Here is an 18,941-nt window from a genome sequence, read left to right on the forward strand (position 1 = left end):
TCATATTTTTAGTGGACGCCTCGCAAGACTCGTTGCCGTAACCCGCGAATACACTCCCGGCCACAGGGATATAGCAGCATAAACGCCCGTAGCAGTCTGTTTGCGGGCGCCGTGCGTCCAGCGCCGCCTTGCCGGAAATCGATAGCCTTCCAACCCATGATCGTTATCAAATGATTCGTTGACGGATTCTAGTTTGATTCGCATACATCGTGGGCATGCAAATGTCTCTAATTGGGTGGATTTTTGTTTCAGTCGATCTGAATATTTACTAGATCTTGGCTACCGGAATATTGAGACAATCGGTTTGCGCAGACAAAGCACAATTAACGAGACATGCAACGAAATATTTTTTTAATATCACCTGTAATTTTTTAAGTCGTCCCGTTCGGTATTGCGCTATCCATTCGTATAAACCCCGGTTATTTAATGGAACCCATCCCAGGACAATACGAGCACGTCTTATCTCCCGCGCCGCGCGATCTTTTTATAACGAACACCCTGTCAGCAAGGAGCCGCAACGTGGCCGAACTTTCTCGCCCGGACGTGCACCGATTTTCGACACGCGACGCCCCTGCCGACGAACGATTCGACGCGTGGGTCGCAAGCAGTACCTTCTGCGATTTCGCAGCCGTATATCGGTCGGACATCCCGTTCGACGCCCACCGCGAACATGTCCAGATCGGACCGTTTGTTCTCGCGCGTCGTACCTGGCGACACCCGGACGCGTCGGTCTCCTACGACGCCAGACGTACGGCCGCGCGTATCCGCGCCGATCAGCGTGACGTCCTGAGCTTCAGTCTGCAACTGAACGGTTCAGTTGCGCTTCGCTCGGACGGTTTCGCCAGCATCAAGCCGCCCGGGGAACTTTATGTACTGGATTTCGGGCGTGTATTCGAGCGTGTGATCACGCCAGGTAGCGAGATCTCGCTCTCTGTTCCGCGCGACCTGTGTCCGGCCGACGCCGATCCCTGGCACGGCCGCTCCCTGACTCGAGGGATGGCCTCACTCTTCGGCCACTATCTTTCGCATCTGTATCACACGCTGCCCCGGCTCACGGCGCGTGATCTGCCGCACGTGGCCCAGGCGACGATGCACCTGCTGACCGCGACCCTCCTGCCGGGGCGCGATGCCCTGATCGCCGCAAACGAGCCGATCCAGAACGTGCTGATGGAGCGTGTCCAGCGTTATATCGATACTCATCTGCTCCGGCCCGACCTGACAGTTGACCTGATATGCAGGGACATCGGGATATCGCGCGCAACGCTCTATCGTCTGTTCGATCACACCGGCGGCATCATGCGGGAGATCCGCCACCGGCGCCTCTATCGGGTCCATCAGGTTCTGTCGACGCCCGGCCGTCCCTGGGAACGTATTCGCGACGTGGCATTGCGCCACGGTTTCATTGACGAAAAGTACTTCATGCGGATTTTCAAGGCACAGTTCGGCCACACCCCTCGCGAGGCCTTCGAGCGTCGACAGCGGCTGGACGAGCCAGGCAAGTTCACGCAGGACTCAACGAACGGGGACACGTAAGCACCGTCCCGCCCCAGAAAAACACGTTTCCATGGCCATGAACTTTCCGATCCCACCTCCGCCGGACCACAGCAGGGCACAAGGCGCCGGCACCGCAACCGCGGATCGTTGACCGCGTGATCGCCTTTTCGGGCGCGTCATCGTGCCAGGCCAACAGCCACCACGGCGCTGAAACATAGCGACCGCGCTGCGCGATCGCCTGCGGAGCGGCATGGCTGTATCGCATCGGACCGTGCCGACCGTATCTGTGTCCTGTTTCACACATGAGTCCTGCACGGCCCGTGCATGCTTTCTCGTCACGCTCATCGAACACTGGCCTCGTGAACAGTGTCCTGGCGCTATCGTTGAACAAGGAAGGTCTGTATGGAGCTGCGTCACCTTCGGTATTTCATCGCTGTGGCAGAAGAGCTCCATTTCGCCCGCGCCGCCGAACGGCTGCACATCGAGCAATCGCCGCTCTCCCGGGCGATCAAGGAACTGGAGAACGATCTGAAGGTCCAGCTCTTCGAGCGTGATCGACAGGGCACACGACTCACCTGGGCCGGCGAAGTGTTCCTCGAAGGAGCCCGCCGCGCGATGCTCGCTCTTGACCAGGCCAGGAAAGGCGCGGAGGCCGCATCGAAAGGCTATCGTGGCGTGCTGCGCATCGCCGTGTCCGACGGCGTCGCGCCGCAGCGACTGGCGACCCTGCTGGCGAAGTGCCGCCAGGAGGAGCCGGAGGTCCGCATTGAGCCCACCGAGATGTCCTTCGCCGATCAGCTCAAAGGGCTCAAGCACGGCCTCTATGACGCAGGCTTTGCCCTAACCGGCAACAGTTGTAACGAACTCTTCGCCTGTGCGGTTTGGGACGATCCCATCGCCATTGCCATTCCCGCGCGTCATCCCGTGCTTGAGTACAGCGAACTCCAGCTGGCGGACGTACTGCGTTATCCGCTGGTGCTCCCCAACGGCGACCGGCTGGCCGGAGCGCTCCGGCAAATCCAGCGATTGCTGGACAGCGTCACCGGGGTGCAACAGCCCGAGGTCGCCGCCAGTGTGGCCAGCTTCGATCTCATGCTGACGATGGTCTCGGCCGGATACGGCCTTGGCTTTTCGACGGAAACGCAGCTCGCTGCGTACAGCCACAGCGACATTGTGTCGCGTCCTCTGGCCGGCGTCTCGGCGGCCATCACGACCTATCTGCTGCGCCCGAGAACCACGGCATCGGAGCAACTGGATCGCTTCGCTGTTCGCGCACACAGTCATGCGATCTGCGCCTCCGCCGACCAGATCTCCTGAGTCGTCCTTCAGGCAGATCACAGGCTCGACTGCATCATGCTTTTTTTGTCAGTTCCGTGACCCGGCCTTGCCGATCCAGGCAGATCATTTTGCAGTCCCCATCACAATAAAATGGCGTTTACTGAAAAATTCTCTGCCTCAGCTAAGACCTCTCCGGTCTCACGACCCGAGTCATGCAAGAGATGCATCCGCTCAGATCAAACGCACATTTACAGATCGCCTCCATTCGAACAGTAATTCAGAGTCCTGTAAAAATCTGAAGAAAACAAATCGATGCGGGCGAGGCGCAAACCGACTAGCGGACCTTCACGACTTCCGTCAAGCGAGAGCTGGACGCGTCCAAGCCCGTTTTCTCATCGACTGAACCCGCATATTTGCGGTGATATAGAGCCGGTGACGCAATGCTTTATTCCTGGAACGTCCGCCGTACTAGCGAACAATGATTCGTCAAAGGAGCTCCAGGTTGCAAAGGAGAAAACATGCGCAAGACCCCCGATGCGAGCGCTCTCCAGAAAGTGTTCTATCGTCCGATCGAGGCGGCTATCCGGTGGAGCGACCTGACGCGACACGAGGCCGATATCCTGACGACCCTGGGTCCACGAAGCCTGCCCGCGCCCAATGATTTTCCCCGCTGGCCCATCCTGCGCCTGAATACCGAGCGGCTATTCGATGCCATGGCGAACCGGGACCTGCCCTACGGCAGACAGGGCATCACCCACGACGACCCCTCGCTGCTCGACGACCCGGCCCTGACCATTCGGCATGTCGATCTGAAAAGCTGGATGACGCGTTTCTATCCGGATCAGCGGCCCGCCTTCCTGTTCGATACGCTCGAGCGCCATCTGCATCCAAGCCTGAGCGTGGAGCTTGTTCAAACCCTCTTGGCCGAACAGGAACTCCTGAAGACCCAACTGGCACGCCACGAACGGGCATGGGAATCGCTCGTTGCCGAACACGAGGCCCTCAACGCCGCGCACACGGCCCGGGCAGCCGCCGACCAGCAGAAGGTCGATGCCCATCCGCGCAGTGAGTCCACCTATCTCAGCATTGTGGGAGGACTGTTGAATCTGATGCTCGGCAAATCCCCCGGAGGCACGCCGTACTCGTCGTTCCATAACACCGAGTCGGTGATCAGTGCACTGGTCGCGCATTACCAGGGTCAACCGGGGATCAGCGAACGCACCTTGTGGGCGAAGTTCGCCGCGGCCCGCCGTCATCTGTCCTCGTCGGAGATGTGACTGCAATTGCAGTCGCGTGGACTGCCATTGCAGTGATTTCCACCGTCGCCTGCTATGGAATACGAAGCACTTCAACCAACGCTACTGAGCGTCAAGGAGTGCCCGTTATGTCTGCACGGAATCCCGCGCCCGCCGTGTCCGTCGCGCCCGCCGAACGCCGTCTCCTTCGCCTCCCCCAGGTTGAAGCACGCACCGGCTTCAAGCACGCCCACATCTACAACCTGATGCGTCAGGGCAAATTTCCCAAAGCGGTCCCGCTGGGGGTGCGCGCGGTGGGCTGGGATTCCATCGAGATCGATCAATGGATCGAGGACCGCCTCAAGGAACGCGCATAACGGCCGCCGACGACACCCGAGTGAGGAGCGGCGCCATGCAGGTGATCTCGATCATATCGACCAAGGGCGGCGTGGGCAAAACCACGACCGCCGCGAATCTCGGCGGCTTCGTCGCCGATGCGGGACTACGGGTGCTGCTGCTGGATCTGGATGTCCAGCCCACCCTGTCGAGCTATTTCACCCTGGCGACCCGAGCGGCCAGCGGGACCTACGAACTGCTCGCCTTCAACGAACAGGACACCCGACAGCTGGTATCGCACACCGCCGTCCTCGGGCTCGACCTGGTCGTGTCCAACGACGATCGCGGACAGCTCAATACCTTGCTGCTGCATGCGCCCGACGGTCGGCTGCGACTGCGCAACCTGCTGCCGGCATTCGCGGCCCACTACGACCTGATGCTCATCGATACCCAGGGCGCACGCAGCGTGTTGTTGGAGATGGCGGTCATCGCGTCGGACCTGGCGATCTCTCCGGTGACACCTGAAATCCTCGCCGCGCGCGAGCTGCGCCGCGGCACGCTTCAACTGATCGATGACCTCGCGCCGTATCGTCGCCTGGGTATCACGCCGCCCGCGCTGCGCCTTCTCATCAATCGGGTACCCGCGGTGTCGGCCAACGCCAGGATGATCCAGCAGGCCCTGCGCCAGATCTTCGACGACCAGCCCACCATCCAGATCCTCGCGACCGACATTCCCGCCATCGAAGCGTATCCGCGCGCGGCAACCCGTTCACTGCCGGTGCATCACGTGGAAGTCCGCCGACCCACGGGGCGCGTCGCACCCGCCGCCATCGACACCATGCGGGCGCTCGCCATCGAACTGTTCCCGCAGTGGCGCGAGCGATTCGCCCAGGTGAGCGGCCCGGACAGGAGTGCAATCCATGCCGAACGCCCATGAGCTCGCGCGCGGCCACCGGCGGCTGCGCCCCCTGATCGAATACGCGCTGCGCGAAGGCTGGGAGGTGCAGCGCACGGCCGGCGGCCACCTGAAATTCCTCAAGCCCGGTCTGCCACCGATCTTCACCAGCGGAACGACCAGCGATTACCGGACCGTCCGCAACGCACGCGCGCAGTTGCGCCGGACCGAGCGCCTGGCGAGGACCAGTGCTGCCCTACCCACGCCGGCGGTCGACCACGATGGCTGATTCGACGCCCGACGCCATGGCGGCCCGACTGCTCGTGGACGGATTCCGGCGTGCCGGACCGGAAGCGACGAGCCTCACCGATCCGATCGTCGATACACCGATGGTCGTGACGCTGGACCAGTTGCGTCCCTACGAGCACAACCCGCGGGTCACCCGCAATCCGCTGTTCGACGATATCAAGGCATCGATCCGCGAACGCGGTCTGGACGCTCCGCCGGCGATCACTCGACGCCCGGGCGAGGATCACTACATCATCCGCAATGGTGGCAATACGCGGCTGGCGATCCTGCGCGAGCTGTGGTCCGAAACCCGGCAGGAACGTTTCTTTCATATCGCATGCCAGTTCCGGCCGTGGTCGAGCCGCGGCGAGATCGTTGCTCTCACCGGTCACCTGGCAGAGAACGAACTACATGGCGGGCTCTCGTTCATCGAGCGGGCGCTCGCCGTCGAAAAGGCCCGGGAACTCTACGAGCAGGAAAGCGGCGAACCGCTTACGCAAAGCGCGCTGTCTCGCCGGCTCGCCGCCGACGGCTATCCGGTGACCCAGCCTCACATCAGTCGCATGCAGGATGCGGTGCGCTATCTGCTGCCCGCCATCCCGCAGCTGCTATACGGCGGGCTCGGTCGCCCGCAGGTCGAGCGTCTGACCGCGCTGCGTCGCGCGGCCGCCCGGCTCTGGGAGAACCGGGCCGCCACGCAAAGCCCGGCTACCGATTTTCCCGCGCTGTTCCAGGACGTCCTGGCATCGTTCGACGGCGAGCCGGACACGTTGTCAATGCAGCGCGTGCAGGACGAGCTGGTCGGCCAGATGGCCGACTTGCTGGGCGTCGACTACGACACGCTGCTGCTGGATATGCACGAGACCGAGCACCGCCAGCAGGCCCTGACCAGCGAGCCCGCCGCGCCCATCGCACCGGTCGGTCGCGCCGTCGGCGCCGACACGCCATCCACCATGCCACCCTCGTCGACACCGGTCACGGTGTCTTCGCCTGCCTCGCCGCCGCAGGCTAGCGCCGCAACGCCACCACCGTCCGGTGCCGGGGAGCGCCCCTCCGCCGATCCTTCGCCGGATCGCCCGGCCGATCGCGACGACACACGCCGCGACGCACACGTCGTGTCGCCCGCGCCCACGACCGGGCGCCTGCAGTCCATACAGCAACTGGTGGCCAACGAACTCGGCGACGCGTTGCCCGACTTCGCGACCAATGTCGTGCAAGCAATCCCGGTGCAGGCGGGCGGCCTCTATCCGATCTCGGATGTCTGGTATATCGAACCGGGCCTCGACCTGCCCGATCGCCTGCGCGTCCATATCTCGCAACTCGCGCGCGAGATCGCGGGCGAAGCGGACGTGGCCGACTGCATCGAGGCGACCGATGATGGCATGGGCTTCATCTGCACCGACCTGCCCGCAACGGCCGACGCTGTACCCCACGCGGCATTCGCCCACGCCGTCATCGTCCTGTTGCAGGCGCTGGGTGCGCACCCTTCGTGCGTGATTGCGCCGCCATCCCCCGTCGAACAGGCAGCGCCGACAGACGTGCTCGGTGCGCTGCTGATTGGGCGCGGCGACGAGGGTTCCGCACTCCGCCTTGGCGACAGTGCGCTGGTCAAACTTTATCGTCTCGTGCGGCTGGCACGCCGGCTGGTGGAACTCGAATCCAGCCGGCCGGCCGATGCCGCCGCTTCCCTCCCCTGACCCCGAGGACGTGCATCATGTCGGCACCGCACCCCCTGAATCAGGCGGTCATTGCGCAGGCCCTGCATGACTTGCGCAACGGTCAGCTCCGGCGCTGCAAAGCGATGGGATTCGGCGACCCCGAACTGGACGCGCTTAAACAACCGGCGATGGTAAGCATCCTGCTCAATGCGACCGTCTCTTGGTGCTCGGTGCAGGTCAATCGCGATGTCCTGCAGCGGCTGCTCCGGCAGGTGCACGACGTCGACACCGAAGTGGCGACGATCGACCGGATGCTGCGCCTCGGTGCCAGCACCGAGATGGTCAGCCGCTTCTATGGTCTGACCCACCAGGAAGTCGCCCTGCGCCGGGAGATTCTCGGCTTGCCCAAGCGCAAGGGCCGCCATCCGGTGCTGAACGAAACGCAGGAAACCACCTTGTGGGAGCACTGGAAGCCGGCGGTCAAGGCGCGCGGTATCGCTCTCAACGACGATACCGCGATGCTGACCTTGACGCTGGACCTGGCCGATGAACTGGCCTTGCCCGCGTCGGTGATCTGGTCGGCCATCCACGCCTGGATTGAGCAGGGCCTCACCTAGTGATGGCCGCGCCGCCCAACGCGCGCGGAGGCGGAGCAGGTTCCGGTACCGCATCGGGCGATGCGTTCCTCTTCAGCGGCAACCGTCACGAGAGCGTGCCGCGCGCGCTGTTTCTCGACGGGCGTCTGACGCCGCTCGAACGCAACGCCTGGCAGGTCATCCGCATGCAGCTCACCGAGGATGGCCTGGTCGCCTTCCCCACGTATGAGCAGCTGCGGCCCTTCCTGGCCTCCATGCCGTGTGCGCCAAAAGCGTCGTTCGAGACGGTAGCGCGAGCACTCACCCTGCTTCGCCTTACGCGATGGCTAAGCCTGGTGCGCCGTCGGCGCGACGCCGCGACCGGCCGCCTGCAGGGCAATGTATACGTCCTCCACGACGAACCGCTGACACCGTTTGAGGCGATGCAGCTCGACTCCGAATACCTCGGCCTGGTGAGTCACGCGCTGACGCATGCGAGCAAGGCCATCCAGCGGATCGGCTATTGCACCCTGCATGAAATCAGCGAGGACCCCCTGCTCAACGGCCGGCTGTTGCCGACGCGCCTGCAGGTAATGAGCGAACGCCTGGCACGTCAGGGCTGGACCACCCTGTCCACCGGTGACGACTCCGATACCGCTACGTCAGCGAGTTATCCACAGGATGACCGCACGCACGATTCCGAAGGAAGCTCGAACACCCTGCTTCGGAATGCGGAGGCGCCTTCTTCGGAATCCGAAGCGGGTCGCCAACCCGCGCCGGACGGCTTGCTTCCGAATCCGAAGCAGGACCGTACAGTACGTACTAGTAAAACATCAGAGATACGTACTGTACTGCGCGCACGCGAGCCGGCCGCGTCATCCGATCTTCGCGTGCCCGCGCGTTTCCATGCGCTCAAGGACGAACAGCAGGCCGGCGCACTGGTAGCCCTGCAGCAGGTCGACGCCACCCTGCATCAGGCGATCTTCGACGAATGGGATGCGCGCTGCCGGACCAGCACGGTGCACCATCCTGCCGGCTACCTGTTCGGGATCATCCAGAAAGCCCTGCGCGGTGACTTCAAAGCGTGGGTCGCCGCGCGGGACGACAGTGCCCCGGTCGCCTCCCCGTCACGATCCCCACCGCCGCGACCGGCCGCCCCCGAGGTGGTCCAGGAACACATCGCGCGACTGCGGGCGATGCTGCGCATCCGCGAATGATCCATGGTCTCGCCGTGCGCCTTATACCACTGGTATAGCGGAACACACCGCCTTCCGGCCTATCGAACCCGAACGACGGGACGCTCGCGTCAGCGCGGTACTTCGCGCCGGGCCGGCACTCCAAACCGACGGGCGGCGGTTATACCAGTGGTATAGCGCAACACGGTGCCTTCCGCCAATCAAAACAGTCGTCACGGGATGCGCTTTGTTCACTGCAGGCCTTCCAGCGCCTGTGGATGCTGGCGGCTCGTTCTCTCCGACGGGTTGCCCCATGGCCAACGAACTTCAGCTCAATCTCGGCTCGCTGCGCAGCGCGATGGCGCTCACGCTGCACACGCATCACGCCTCGCGCATCTGGCACGGTCGCGCCGCCGCGGAAGGGCGACCCGGCATCATCGGTCTGAACGGCTTTGTGTCGATCATGAACAAGATGAAGCGCGGTGCCGAGCAGGACGATCCGTACTCGGACTTCTGGATGTTGCGCATCGAGGACAAGCTGGCGGAAACGAAAGCGCGCCTGCAGACCGTGCATGAGCAGGTCGACCAGGCGCTGGCCGCACGCCCGGCCTCGCTCAGCGTCAGCGAGAACCTCAACGTGCAGCCGGTCAAGCTGCCGCTGTTCATCAACGCGCAGCTCGGCTTCATGGCGGTCTATCTGCTGGCCGACTACGACGACCTGGCCCGCCACCTGATCCTGGCGCACCACACAGCCATGATCGATCGCAGCACGCTGGAACGTTGGCTCAACGAAGGCGCGCATGCGCTGCGCAGCCTGTTCGCGCTGGCCCAGCAGTACAAGTATTCGGGCACGCAGCGCGACGACTTCGCGGCGAACAATGCCGCGGCGCGTGCCGCACTCGAGAAGTTCGGCCCCTTGCCGCAGGACGTGCTGGAAGGCACGCGCCGCTCGCGCTTCGCACCCCCCATTGTGCGTCGGTCGCCACTGGCTGGCCGGACCACGATTCCTCACGCACCCGCCGGTGCGCCAACCGTCGACCCGGTCCCCGCACCGTCGTTTGATGGCAACGCGGAACCGACGGACGGCGCGTCGGACGACGAGGCGGAGTAACGATGCCTGCCTTCCTGCCACTGGCACAGCCGGACTTCCAGCGTCTGGAACACGCGGCCTACCTAAAAGGCCTTTTAAAACCTTTTAAAGGTAAGGGACCTCTGGAGGACTGGGCCAGCCAATGCCTTGCGCTGCGCGCGGGTCTGATCGCCCTGGCGCAACGGCAGGTGCTGCCGCAGGCCCGCGCCTACCCCTTCAACCGGCTCCCGGTCCAACTGGCCCAGCAGACCACTGGCGCAGGAACGACCTTTCTGCGCTGGCGCAACCTCGATCGGTCGCAGATGGGTGTGTCGCTGTGGAACGAACTGGTGGGCCATGCCGCGACGCCGATCACGCTCATCGACGACCTGTATGCAATCGAGCTCCAGCGCATCGCGCTGAACATGCAGATCAGCCTCACCCACAGCATCGCCCTGCAGGCCCAAGCCTGCGCCGGCAAGGTGGCCCACGCCGAAGCGATGTACCAGCGACGCACCGGCCGGCCCGCACCGGTTACTGCGCCCACCACCCCGAGAAAGGAGTTCCCATGAGCACGCATTTTTCCAACGAGGGCAACATCGGTTCGCCCCCCGAATTTCGCGAAATCCCCAACGGCAATGAAGAACCGCGGCGCGTGCTGCGGTTGAATGTGTTTTTCGACCACCCGGTTCTCGGGAAAGATGGTTACGAGGATCGCGGCGGCTTCTGGGCGCCCGTCGAATGGTGGCATCGTGATGCCGAGCGCTGGGCCAAGCTTTTCCAGAAGGGCATGCGCGTGATCGTCCGCGGCCACATGGAGCGCGATGACTGGAAGGCCGACAACGACGAGCCGCGCACCACGTACAAGATCGTGGCACGCAGCATCGGCATGCTGCCGTATCGAATCGAAGCCGTCACGCTCAGCGCCAAGCCCAATTCGGTCGATGCATCGCACCCCGCGGCCGGCTAGGGGCTCGCACCGACAAACGGCACCTACCCTTGCCGGGACGGTGAGAACGCGCCAATGAAATGACGGGCATGCCCCGAAAATGTAATGTGATTTCTCTTGGTATCATCGTCGGCTTTGGTAAAACATGACTGACACCAGTGAGCCTGCGATGACTAGCTATGTCCGGGTAAGGGCCTGCCCGACTCCCAACAACTTCTTTGACGAACTCATTCCCGAAGACGGCCTTGACGTTTGCGACTGGCGACTGACCATTCGCACGATACCCGTGCCCGTCCTCGACACATCCGGAGCACACACCACCATCGCTACGAAGTGGCTCTACGCGGAGAGCAGCTATGACGAAGCGCAGCTAGCCCGCTTCGGGCGCGACAAACTGCCTACCTTTATGCAGATCGTCCAAGCCTTGGCTGGGTTACGACGCACGCACCTATCCGGTAGTGTTGAATTCAGCATGTTCTTCGAGGAATTCGTGAAGGACGGCGTCAGCCGGAATATCGAACCTCACCGAGTCAACGTGGGCGTCGGTATCCTTAATGTACGCACAACGGACGCTGATGGAACCTTAGTGCTCGACGCCAGAGCATCGGAAGCGGAGCAGGCACGGCAAGCCCTTCAAGACGCAAAAGACGAACTACGTATCACCGGTGCCGGTGTCGTGAAGCATTTAGGTGATGATTTTTTCCGCCGGGCCTGGGAGAGTTTCAACCTCTCCTTCGGCGCGGATGAGCACGCCATCAATCACCTGTACGACGTACGCGACGCTGTAACCGCAAAATTTGGCAAAGACGATCATGCCCGCAATGCTCTCGGCATCGCCAAAGCCGACTGGAGCGATTTCGGAAAAATCTTCAACGACGGCGCTGTAAAAGGCGGCCGCCACAACGGCAAGCATCCCGCTCCATTGAAACCGATGACCGGTGTGCAGCGCGCGCAGGTCACACGGTTTGCCAAGGACTTGCTGCGCGCGTATGGTCGTTACCTGGACAATCAAGCGACTTCGCCCAAAGAGCAAGCCACTTAAACCGGGCGGTGCTCGGTAGCCATCTTCTGGGGGATGATCAGCATGATTGGGAAAAGGACGCGCTATTCGCTTGCGCAATTTCTGGCCCTGCAGGAACCGGCCGTAGCCGAAGTGCTCCTGGGCAAATACGGTGCGCAGCATCTCTCGCTTTGGCCGGCACAACTGCTCTCCAACTTGTCGAGTACCTTGCGGGCGCTCGACGCCAACATCTTGATGCTGGTGCTTGCCGAGATCATGGCGACTCAGGGCGACCTACGCGCTCGCGTCACTCCGAAATATCGTTTTGAAGAGCGCATGCACGACCTGACGCAATGCCTGCTTCTGGACGGATACATTGTCCAGGACAAAACGCTCATCCAGACTGATCCATCGATTGCCGATGGGACGCCAGTGGATGACGACCTGATCGGAGCTCTGCAGAACTCGGGCGCGCCGCGACGTCAGGAAATCATCGCCGGGATCAATGCTTCGGCCGAATCGTTTCGCACGACGCCGCCCGACTACAACGCGTCGCTGGTGCACGCTCGCGTCGCACTGGAAACGTTAGCGGTCGATGTCGCCGCTGATGTGGCTGCACGGCTATCGAATCCCGCTACGTACAATCCTTCGAAATGGGGCGAAGTGATCGCATTCCTGCGCAATAGCGGCGAGATATCGATCGAAGAGGAGAAGGGTCTGGTGGGGGTCTATGGTTTTCTGAGCCCTGGCGCCCATCGTCCCATCGGCATACCGGAAAACCAGATGACGCGGCTGGGCCGTTCCTTCGCCCTCAACATGTGCTGGTTCCTGCTGAGGAATCACCTTGCGAAAATCGGGCAGGGTTGATACACGCCGCCGATCAACGTGGTACTGGACGCGCTCCCTGCGCCAGTACCACGCTGATTCGTCAGTTTGACTGACCAGTCTCACTTAGAGCTGTTCATCCCCGTAGTTGTCGTCACGCCAGGTATCGTCGGCGGCTGCGCCTCCGCCGCTATCGAGCAGGACCAGTCCAGCCCTCCCCGCCTTGCGGTAAGTCAACCAGCCGCGGCAGTCCAGTGTGTCGCCGTTGAACATGCGATCCCCCTCCGGGTCGTACTCCCCGGTCATTTCTCCGTCGGCCTCGATCGTCCATTCGTCAACCGCCGTCCACAGGTCCGTGGTCGGTGGACACTCGTCGGGTAATTCGGGTTCGTCAGGGAAGGTGGCATTGCTCCCCGCCATGGTGTCGGCGACATCGTCGGCCTCGACGATGGCCTCGGCCAATGCCTGGCGGGCGTGAGCATCGTAGAACTCGGCGATGCCGACAAAGACTGGCGTGGGCGCAGCACTGGCGACCAGTGCCTCGACACATGCTGTGACAACCGCCGTGGTTGTCGCGGCCGACGTGCCCATCGCCAATGCACTGGCCCGTCCCTCGCCCATCGGCCGATGCAGCACAAGGATCTCGGCGTCGTCCAGGTGATAGTCGAGTGCCGGGTCCACCTCATCGACGGTCAGCGCGGCATGGGTGCCGTAGCCGAGCAGCGCGGCGATCACTTCGCAGAGGTGGGAGCGTTTTACCGTCAAGCCCCGCTGGGCAAGACCTTGGGATGCCGCGTAGGCGGCCCTGCTTACAAGCGTGGTCATTCCGAATACTCCGTCACTGTTCGAGCGCTGGACGTTTTGTCGCTATCGAACAGCCGGAATGCCGGATGAAAGAAAGCGGAGGTGTTGCCGGGTCACGCACTGCCAATGCCTTTTTCAAGCTGTCCAGAGCTTGGGCGGGCGCCTGCTTCACATGTTACCCCTGAATGCCCCTAGCCGCCAATCGATGTGGAAGGCGCGGGCCTGTGTGACGAGGGAGCCGCCGTCGGGGAAGCGGCTGTCGCGAGGTGCATCCGCTTCCGGTGCGCCCGTGTCGCCGCCGCCGAGCGCTGCGGCGACACAACCAGGTGTCGACCACGTTCACGTTGTTTGCTGCCGCGCCGGCTGCCGACCGGGATGCTGAGGTTCATCCGCTGACCATCAAGCGCCCCGGGAGCCTTCATGCGTGTGTATCTCTGCGAAAAGCCGTCCCAGGGCAAGGACATCGCGCGTGTACTGGGTGCGACCAAACGCGGGTCGGGTTGCTACGGCGGCCCCGGCATCATGGTCACCTGGTGCATCGGTCATCTGGTCGAAGCGGCACAACCGGAAGCCTACGGCGAGCAGTATCGACACTGGTCGATCGATCAGCTTCCCATCATCCCCGCGCCATGGCGCATTGAAGCCAAGCCGAAGACGGCGGATCAACTGCGGATCGTCCGGAACATCGTCGGTGCCGCATCGGATCTGGTGATCGCCACCGACGCGGACCGCGAGGGCGAGATGATCGCGCGCGAGATCCTCGAACTTTGCGGCTATCGCGGCACCGTGCAACGGCTGTGGTTATCCGCGCTGAACGATGCCTCGATCCGCAAGGCGCTCGCGACGTTGAAACCGGGTGCCGAAACGCTGCCCCTGTATTACTCGGCGCTCGCTCGATCCCGCGCCGACTGGCTCATCGGCATGAACCTGAGCCGGCTCTTCACCCTGCTTGGCCGCCAGGCCGGCTACGACGGCGTGCTGTCGGTGGGCCGCGTGCAGACGCCCACGCTCAAGCTGGTGGTCGATCGCGATCGGGACATCGCGCGGTTCGTCTCCGTGCCGTACTGGACGGTGGACGTCACGCTAAGCCATGCCGGCCAGTCATTCACGGCCAGCTGGCTGGCCCCGGAAGGTACCGTCGACGCAGCGGGTCGCTGCCTGCAGGCAGGAGTCGCGCAGCAGGCCGCCGAACGCATCCGTTCGGCCCGCGAGGCCGAGCTCATCACGATCGAGACCGAGCGCGTACGCGAAGTGGCGCCACTGCCGTTCGATCTGGGCACCTTGCAGGAAGTCTGCTCCCACCGCTTCGGCCTCGACGTGCAGGAGACGCTCGACATCGCGCAGTCGCTCTACGAGACGCATAAAGCGACGACCTATCCACGCAGCGACTCCGGGTATCTGCCGGAAAGCATGCTGGCCGAAGTCCCCGCCGTACTGGACGCGTTGCTGGCGACCGATCCGGGCCTCCGCCCGCTGATCGACGCACTCGACCGCACCCAGCGCTCACGCGCATGGAACGACGGCAAGATCAGCGCGCACCATGGCATCATCCCGACGCTGGAGCCGACGCATCTCGCTGCGATGTCCGACAAGGAACGCTCCGTGTACGGCCTCATCCGCGCCCACTATCTCGCGCAGTTCCTGCCGCATCACGAGTACGACCGCTCGACGGCGCTACTGTCGTGCGGTGGCCATTCGCTCCAGGCCACCGGCAAGCAGGTGGTCATCGCGGGCTGGCGCCAGGCGTTTCTCGACAGTGATCCGGAGGCGCCGGACGATGATCCGTCGCCGCGCAGCCAGTCGCTGCCCGCGCTCGCCTCGGGCATGCGCTGCCCGGTCAACCACGTCGAGCTGAACGCACTCAAGACCCTGCCACCACGTCCGTATACGCAGGGCGAACTGGTCAAGGCGATGAAAGGCGTGGCGAAGCTCGTGACCGATCCGCGGCTGGCGCAAAAGCTCAAGGACACCACCGGCATCGGCACCGAGGCCACGCGCGCGAGCATCATCGGCGGACTGATGGGTCGCGGGTACATCCTCAAGAAAGGCCGCGCCATCCGTGCATCCGAAGCCGCCTTCACGTTGATCGATGCCGTGCCGGCCGCCATCGCCGATCCCGGCACGACGGCCATCTGGGAACAGGCGCTGGACATGATCGAGGCGGGCCAGTTGACGCTCGATGCATTCATCGAAAGGCAGTCGGCCTGGGTCCATCAGCTGGTGCAGCAACATCGCAACGCCACGTTATCCATCCAGTTGCCTCCGGCACCCGCGTGTCCGTTGTGCGCATCGCCGATGCGCCGACGCACGGGCAAGAGCGGTGCCTTCTGGTCCTGCAGTCGCTATCCGGATTGCAAGGGCTCCCTGCCGGTGGAACCGGCGGGCAACCGGAAGGCACCGCGAACATCCCGCAAGTCATCCGGCAGAGGTCCCTGATCCGACGAACACCCTGCCTCGTCCCCGCGAGGCACCCCAAGCACACCGCCACCTTCTTGCGATGGTGTGCGCATCCCGCGCCAGTGATGCACGGGATCAGAAGACGAATCGTCAACCGGCCACACGCCTTCCCTGATCTGCGGTTCTCCCAATCATGTCGAAGGGTTTCCTGACCGTTCCACGCACGCGTGCCGAGCGGCCAGGAAACCCTTCGGGGTGACTGGTATTCGATGCCGTGCCCGCCGGCGATAGCGGGCTCCGTTTGTGCACGGATGTGTGCCGACGATTGCCGACCCCAGCCACGATATGGGTCGGGTGCGGACACTGTATCCGCGACAGGCTTTGACGACGGCCCGCTCGCGTGTCAGCCCACGGGTGGCACCGCCCTCTTAACCGAAGGTTGACTCAACCTTCGGTGCCTTTTTCCTGCGACTCCTTGCAGCACTTTCGCACGGCAGACCGTCGCGTGTTCGTCCGCGCCTGCCGGCGTACCCACAGGAACCCTGACCATGAATACGAAAGTACATGCGCTGCGCTACGGCAGCGTCTGCAGCGGCATTGAAGCCGCCACGGTCGCCTGGAGGCCGTTAGGCTGGCACGCGGCCTGGTTCAGCGAGATCGAGCGCCTACCCTGCGCCGTACTCGCCCATCACTACCCCGAGGTGCCGAATCTTGGCGACATGACCGGCATCGCCGCGCAGATTCGCGCCGGCACCATCCCAGCACCGGACCTCCTGGTGGGCGGCACGCCCTGCCAGGCGTTCTCGGTGGCCGGCCACCGACAGTCTCTCGCCGATCCGCGCGGAAATCTGACCCTTGCCTACGTGGAGCTTGCCCATGCCATCGACCAGGTCCGTGCAGCGCGCGGTGAACCACCCGCGATCCTCGTCTGGGAAAACGTCCCCGGTGTACTCTCCACCTCGGATAATGCATTCGGGTGCTTTCTGGCTGGCCTTGCCGGCGAAGATGCAGCACTGCGACCACCAGGGCGAAAATGGACGAACGCTGGTGCTGTGTATGGACCCGTCCGCGCAATTGCATGGCGGACCCTGGACGCCCAATATTTCGAGCTGGCACAACGACGCAAGCGTGTCTTCGTTGTCGCAAGTGCTCGAGACCGGCTCGATCCCGCCGCAATACTATTTGAGTGGGACCGCGTGCGCCGGGATACTCCGCCGCGCCGAGCAACGCGGGAAGACGTTGCCGGAACCGTTGCGGCAAGTGCTGGCCATCACGGCTATGGCAGCCCGCGGGGCGACGGAAACGACAACCTGATCGCCGACGTGCCGGCCGCCGTCCCATCGGCGAACACCCCACAGGATGATGCTCCGATATCGGTCTGTGCGGGACCGTTCGTTTTCGCGCAGAACCAGCGCAACGAAGTGCGCCCTCTCGAAATCGCCGGCGCCCTGGCCGCGAGACCGGGCGCGAAACAGCAGACCTACCTCGCCTTCGACTGCAGTGCATCGCAGGTCACGGTCGGGCTGGACATCGTGCCCACGATGCGAGCCCGCAACCACGTACATAGCCATGCGGCAGGCAACGGCCATCTCGGTATCGTGGAGCCGATGACGCTGGCGCTGCGCGGTCGCAACGACGGCCTGAATCTGGAGGTCCGTCAGGACGGCACCGCGAACACGCTAATGACGCCCAGCGGCGGCCGCGCCGGGATCGGCATCGGTGCGATCGCGCAGGCCATGGCGCAAGCGCAGGCGATGCGCGTCCGTCGCCTGACGCCGCTCGAATGCGAACGGCTGCAAGGCTTTCCTGATCGTTATTCGCTTGTACCGGTGCCTGCCTTGAACCGTCGTGGCGACGTCGTACGAATGGCGCCGGCCCGGGATGGCCCGCGCTATCGGGCACTCGGCAACTCGATGGCCGTTCCCTGTATGCGCTGGATCGGCGAACGCATCGAGCAGTTCGGTCAGCTCACCTGACGTTCGATGTCATCCCGATGCGCGCGCCGATCGACGCGCGCATCGGTGAATGCGGCCCATCGTGCGTGCGGATTTGCGCATGCGCTGCGCCGGATCGTCTGCGACGGTAGCGCCATGTCCCGCTGACGAATGTCAGCAACATGCCCAGACAGCCACGGGTCTTCAAGGCTGTATCGCAGATTCATCGCGTTGACCCCACCCAGTCCGCTTCGCATCGCTCTGGCGGACGCCGCCACGTGCTGGCGTCGATGCTCTGGTCCACCTCATGGGATGCGTCTTCATCCCTTCGGGATGAGGTCCTTCCCGATGCCCGGGAGTTCATCATGTCCTCTACTGCTTCCCTATCGTCCCAGGCTCGTTCCGCCGAAAACCCAGGCATCGGTTATCTGGCGCTTACGTATGCCGACCTCCGCCTGCCGCTGCAGGTCCTGAAAAGTGCCGCCGGCTACTACCTCGGCACCACCCTCGCAGGCGAACCCGTTTCACGTGAATCGCGCGAGTACTTCACTAGCCATGAAGCCGCCACCCGTGCGCTTGCCACGGGTGATTGGCATCAGCGCGCCTGTCCCTGACCCCTAGCCACAGGAGTTGTTTCATGAACCAGCCATACGCGCACGACATTGTCGGACGGACCGTTCGGGACCTACATGCCACCCAGGCATCGGCCGCGTTCTTCAATGCCTGGAGACACGGCGCGACACTTGCCGGCCCGGAGCTGTTCGGCGATGGAACCTTCGACGGTCTCGAACGCGCTCGCAGCAAAATGGACCTGCGTCCCAATATGCTCCTGCTCGGCGATGCCATCGATCGCATGAGCCCCGCGCGGCAGATCTTCCTCGCCGCCATGATCAGTCTCTACAGCGCCCGCGAAGGTGGCGCGCTATTCCGGCGAATCGGCTTCGAAGGACTGGCGCATCTGGGCCGTCTCGATCTCGAACGCCGCGAGGTCATCGCCGCGCTGATCCTCTACTACGACCCGTGGTAGGT

20 protein-coding genes are annotated in these 18,941 nt (G+C 63.5%); 18 read left to right on the forward strand and 2 right to left on the reverse strand.

Annotation, left to right across the window (positions count from 1 at the left end; translation table 11 throughout):
* The first annotated feature begins 519 nt into the window (after window positions 1–519).
* The 14 genes from BM438_RS05975 (at window position 520) to BM438_RS06040 (ending at window position 12,819) form a co-directional block, all read left to right on the forward strand.
* Window positions 520–1,533, forward strand: coding sequence for an AraC-like ligand-binding domain-containing protein (locus BM438_RS05975; protein WP_167378313.1), 1,014 nt, complete (start codon window positions 520–522; stop codon window positions 1,531–1,533).
* 363 nt (window positions 1,534–1,896) lie between these two features.
* Window positions 1,897–2,811 (forward strand): LysR family transcriptional regulator, encoded by a 915-nt coding sequence (locus BM438_RS05980; RefSeq protein ID WP_093633398.1) that lies wholly within the window; start codon window positions 1,897–1,899, stop codon window positions 2,809–2,811.
* 479 nt (window positions 2,812–3,290) lie between these two features.
* A complete protein-coding gene (locus BM438_RS05985) occupies window positions 3,291–4,049 on the forward strand; it encodes a hypothetical protein (RefSeq protein WP_093633399.1) in 759 nt (252 codons plus the stop codon).
* A gap of 107 nt (window positions 4,050–4,156) precedes the next feature.
* Window positions 4,157–4,384 carry an AlpA family transcriptional regulator gene (locus BM438_RS05990; RefSeq protein ID WP_093633400.1) on the forward strand — a complete coding sequence of 76 codons (228 nt, stop codon included), beginning with the start codon at window positions 4,157–4,159 and terminating at the stop codon, window positions 4,382–4,384.
* A 35-nt stretch (window positions 4,385–4,419) separates the two neighbouring features.
* Complete coding sequence (locus BM438_RS05995) at window positions 4,420–5,280, forward strand: ParA family protein (RefSeq protein WP_093633401.1); 861 nt, start codon at window positions 4,420–4,422, stop codon at window positions 5,278–5,280.
* On the forward strand, window positions 5,264–5,527 hold the full coding sequence (locus BM438_RS06000) for a hypothetical protein (protein ID WP_093633402.1): 264 nt from the start codon (window positions 5,264–5,266) through the stop codon (window positions 5,525–5,527). Before BM438_RS05995 ends, BM438_RS06000 begins: the two co-directional genes overlap by 17 nt.
* A complete protein-coding gene (locus tag BM438_RS06005) occupies window positions 5,520–7,223 on the forward strand; it encodes a ParB family protein (protein WP_093633403.1) in 1,704 nt (567 codons plus the stop codon). Before BM438_RS06000 ends, BM438_RS06005 begins: the two co-directional genes overlap by 8 nt.
* 17 nt (window positions 7,224–7,240) lie before the next feature.
* Entirely contained in the window at window positions 7,241–7,801 is a 561-nt protein-coding gene (locus BM438_RS06010; RefSeq protein ID WP_093633404.1) for a DUF2857 domain-containing protein, read from the forward strand.
* Between the two features lie 2 nt (window positions 7,802–7,803).
* A complete protein-coding gene (locus tag BM438_RS06015) occupies window positions 7,804–8,976 on the forward strand; it encodes an STY4528 family pathogenicity island replication protein (RefSeq protein WP_244179266.1) in 1,173 nt (390 codons plus the stop codon).
* 271 nt (window positions 8,977–9,247) lie between these two features.
* A complete protein-coding gene (locus BM438_RS06020) occupies window positions 9,248–10,045 on the forward strand; it encodes a PFL_4669 family integrating conjugative element protein (protein WP_093633405.1) in 798 nt (265 codons plus the stop codon).
* A gap of 2 nt (window positions 10,046–10,047) precedes the next feature.
* Window positions 10,048–10,575, forward strand: coding sequence for a DUF3158 family protein (locus BM438_RS06025; protein ID WP_093633406.1), 528 nt, complete (start codon window positions 10,048–10,050; stop codon window positions 10,573–10,575).
* Window positions 10,572–10,973, forward strand: coding sequence for a single-stranded DNA-binding protein (locus BM438_RS06030; protein ID WP_093633407.1), 402 nt, complete (start codon window positions 10,572–10,574; stop codon window positions 10,971–10,973). The genes BM438_RS06025 and BM438_RS06030 overlap by 4 nt, the downstream gene beginning before the upstream one ends.
* A 148-nt stretch (window positions 10,974–11,121) precedes the next feature.
* Window positions 11,122–11,994, forward strand: coding sequence for a hypothetical protein (locus BM438_RS06035; protein ID WP_093633408.1), 873 nt, complete (start codon window positions 11,122–11,124; stop codon window positions 11,992–11,994).
* Window positions 11,995–12,180: 186 nt separating this feature from the next.
* Complete coding sequence (locus BM438_RS06040; RefSeq protein WP_208620613.1) at window positions 12,181–12,819, forward strand: hypothetical protein; 639 nt, start codon at window positions 12,181–12,183, stop codon at window positions 12,817–12,819.
* Window positions 12,820–12,903: 84 nt separating this feature from the next.
* Here BM438_RS06040 and BM438_RS06045 read toward each other — a convergent pair whose 3' ends face one another.
* Window positions 12,904–13,602, reverse strand: a complete 699-nt coding sequence (locus BM438_RS06045; RefSeq protein WP_093633409.1) for a hypothetical protein — start codon at window positions 13,600–13,602, stop codon at window positions 12,904–12,906.
* A 399-nt stretch (window positions 13,603–14,001) separates the two neighbouring features.
* On the opposite strand from BM438_RS06045, the gene BM438_RS06050 reads away from it, so the two are divergent.
* Both BM438_RS06050 and BM438_RS06055 read left to right on the forward strand, forming a co-directional pair.
* Entirely contained in the window at window positions 14,002–16,017 is a 2,016-nt protein-coding gene (locus BM438_RS06050) for a DNA topoisomerase III (protein ID WP_093633410.1), read from the forward strand.
* A gap of 509 nt (window positions 16,018–16,526) precedes the next feature.
* The gene (locus BM438_RS06055; protein ID WP_167378314.1) at window positions 16,527–17,954 is read left to right on the forward strand and encodes a DNA cytosine methyltransferase; all 1,428 of its coding nucleotides are present in this window, start codon (window positions 16,527–16,529) and stop codon (window positions 17,952–17,954) included.
* Here BM438_RS06055 and BM438_RS06060 read toward each other — a convergent pair.
* A complete protein-coding gene (locus tag BM438_RS06060; RefSeq protein ID WP_093633411.1) occupies window positions 17,942–18,139 on the reverse strand; it encodes a hypothetical protein in 198 nt (65 codons plus the stop codon). The two genes, BM438_RS06055 and BM438_RS06060, sit on opposite strands and share 13 nt — an antisense overlap.
* Before the next feature lie 138 nt (window positions 18,140–18,277).
* Between BM438_RS06060 and BM438_RS06065 the strand changes: the two genes are divergently transcribed.
* Entirely contained in the window at window positions 18,278–18,526 is a 249-nt protein-coding gene (locus tag BM438_RS06065) for a hypothetical protein (protein WP_093633412.1), read from the forward strand.
* Window positions 18,527–18,549: 23 nt separating this feature from the next.
* The gene (locus tag BM438_RS06070) at window positions 18,550–18,939 is read left to right on the forward strand and encodes a hypothetical protein (RefSeq protein WP_093633413.1); all 390 of its coding nucleotides are present in this window, start codon (window positions 18,550–18,552) and stop codon (window positions 18,937–18,939) included.
* The last annotated feature ends 2 nt before the right edge of the window (window positions 18,940–18,941 follow it).

The sequence above is a fragment of the Paraburkholderia aspalathi genome, assembly GCF_900116445.1.
In the GTDB taxonomy this organism is placed as follows: domain Bacteria; phylum Pseudomonadota; class Gammaproteobacteria; order Burkholderiales; family Burkholderiaceae; genus Paraburkholderia; species Paraburkholderia aspalathi.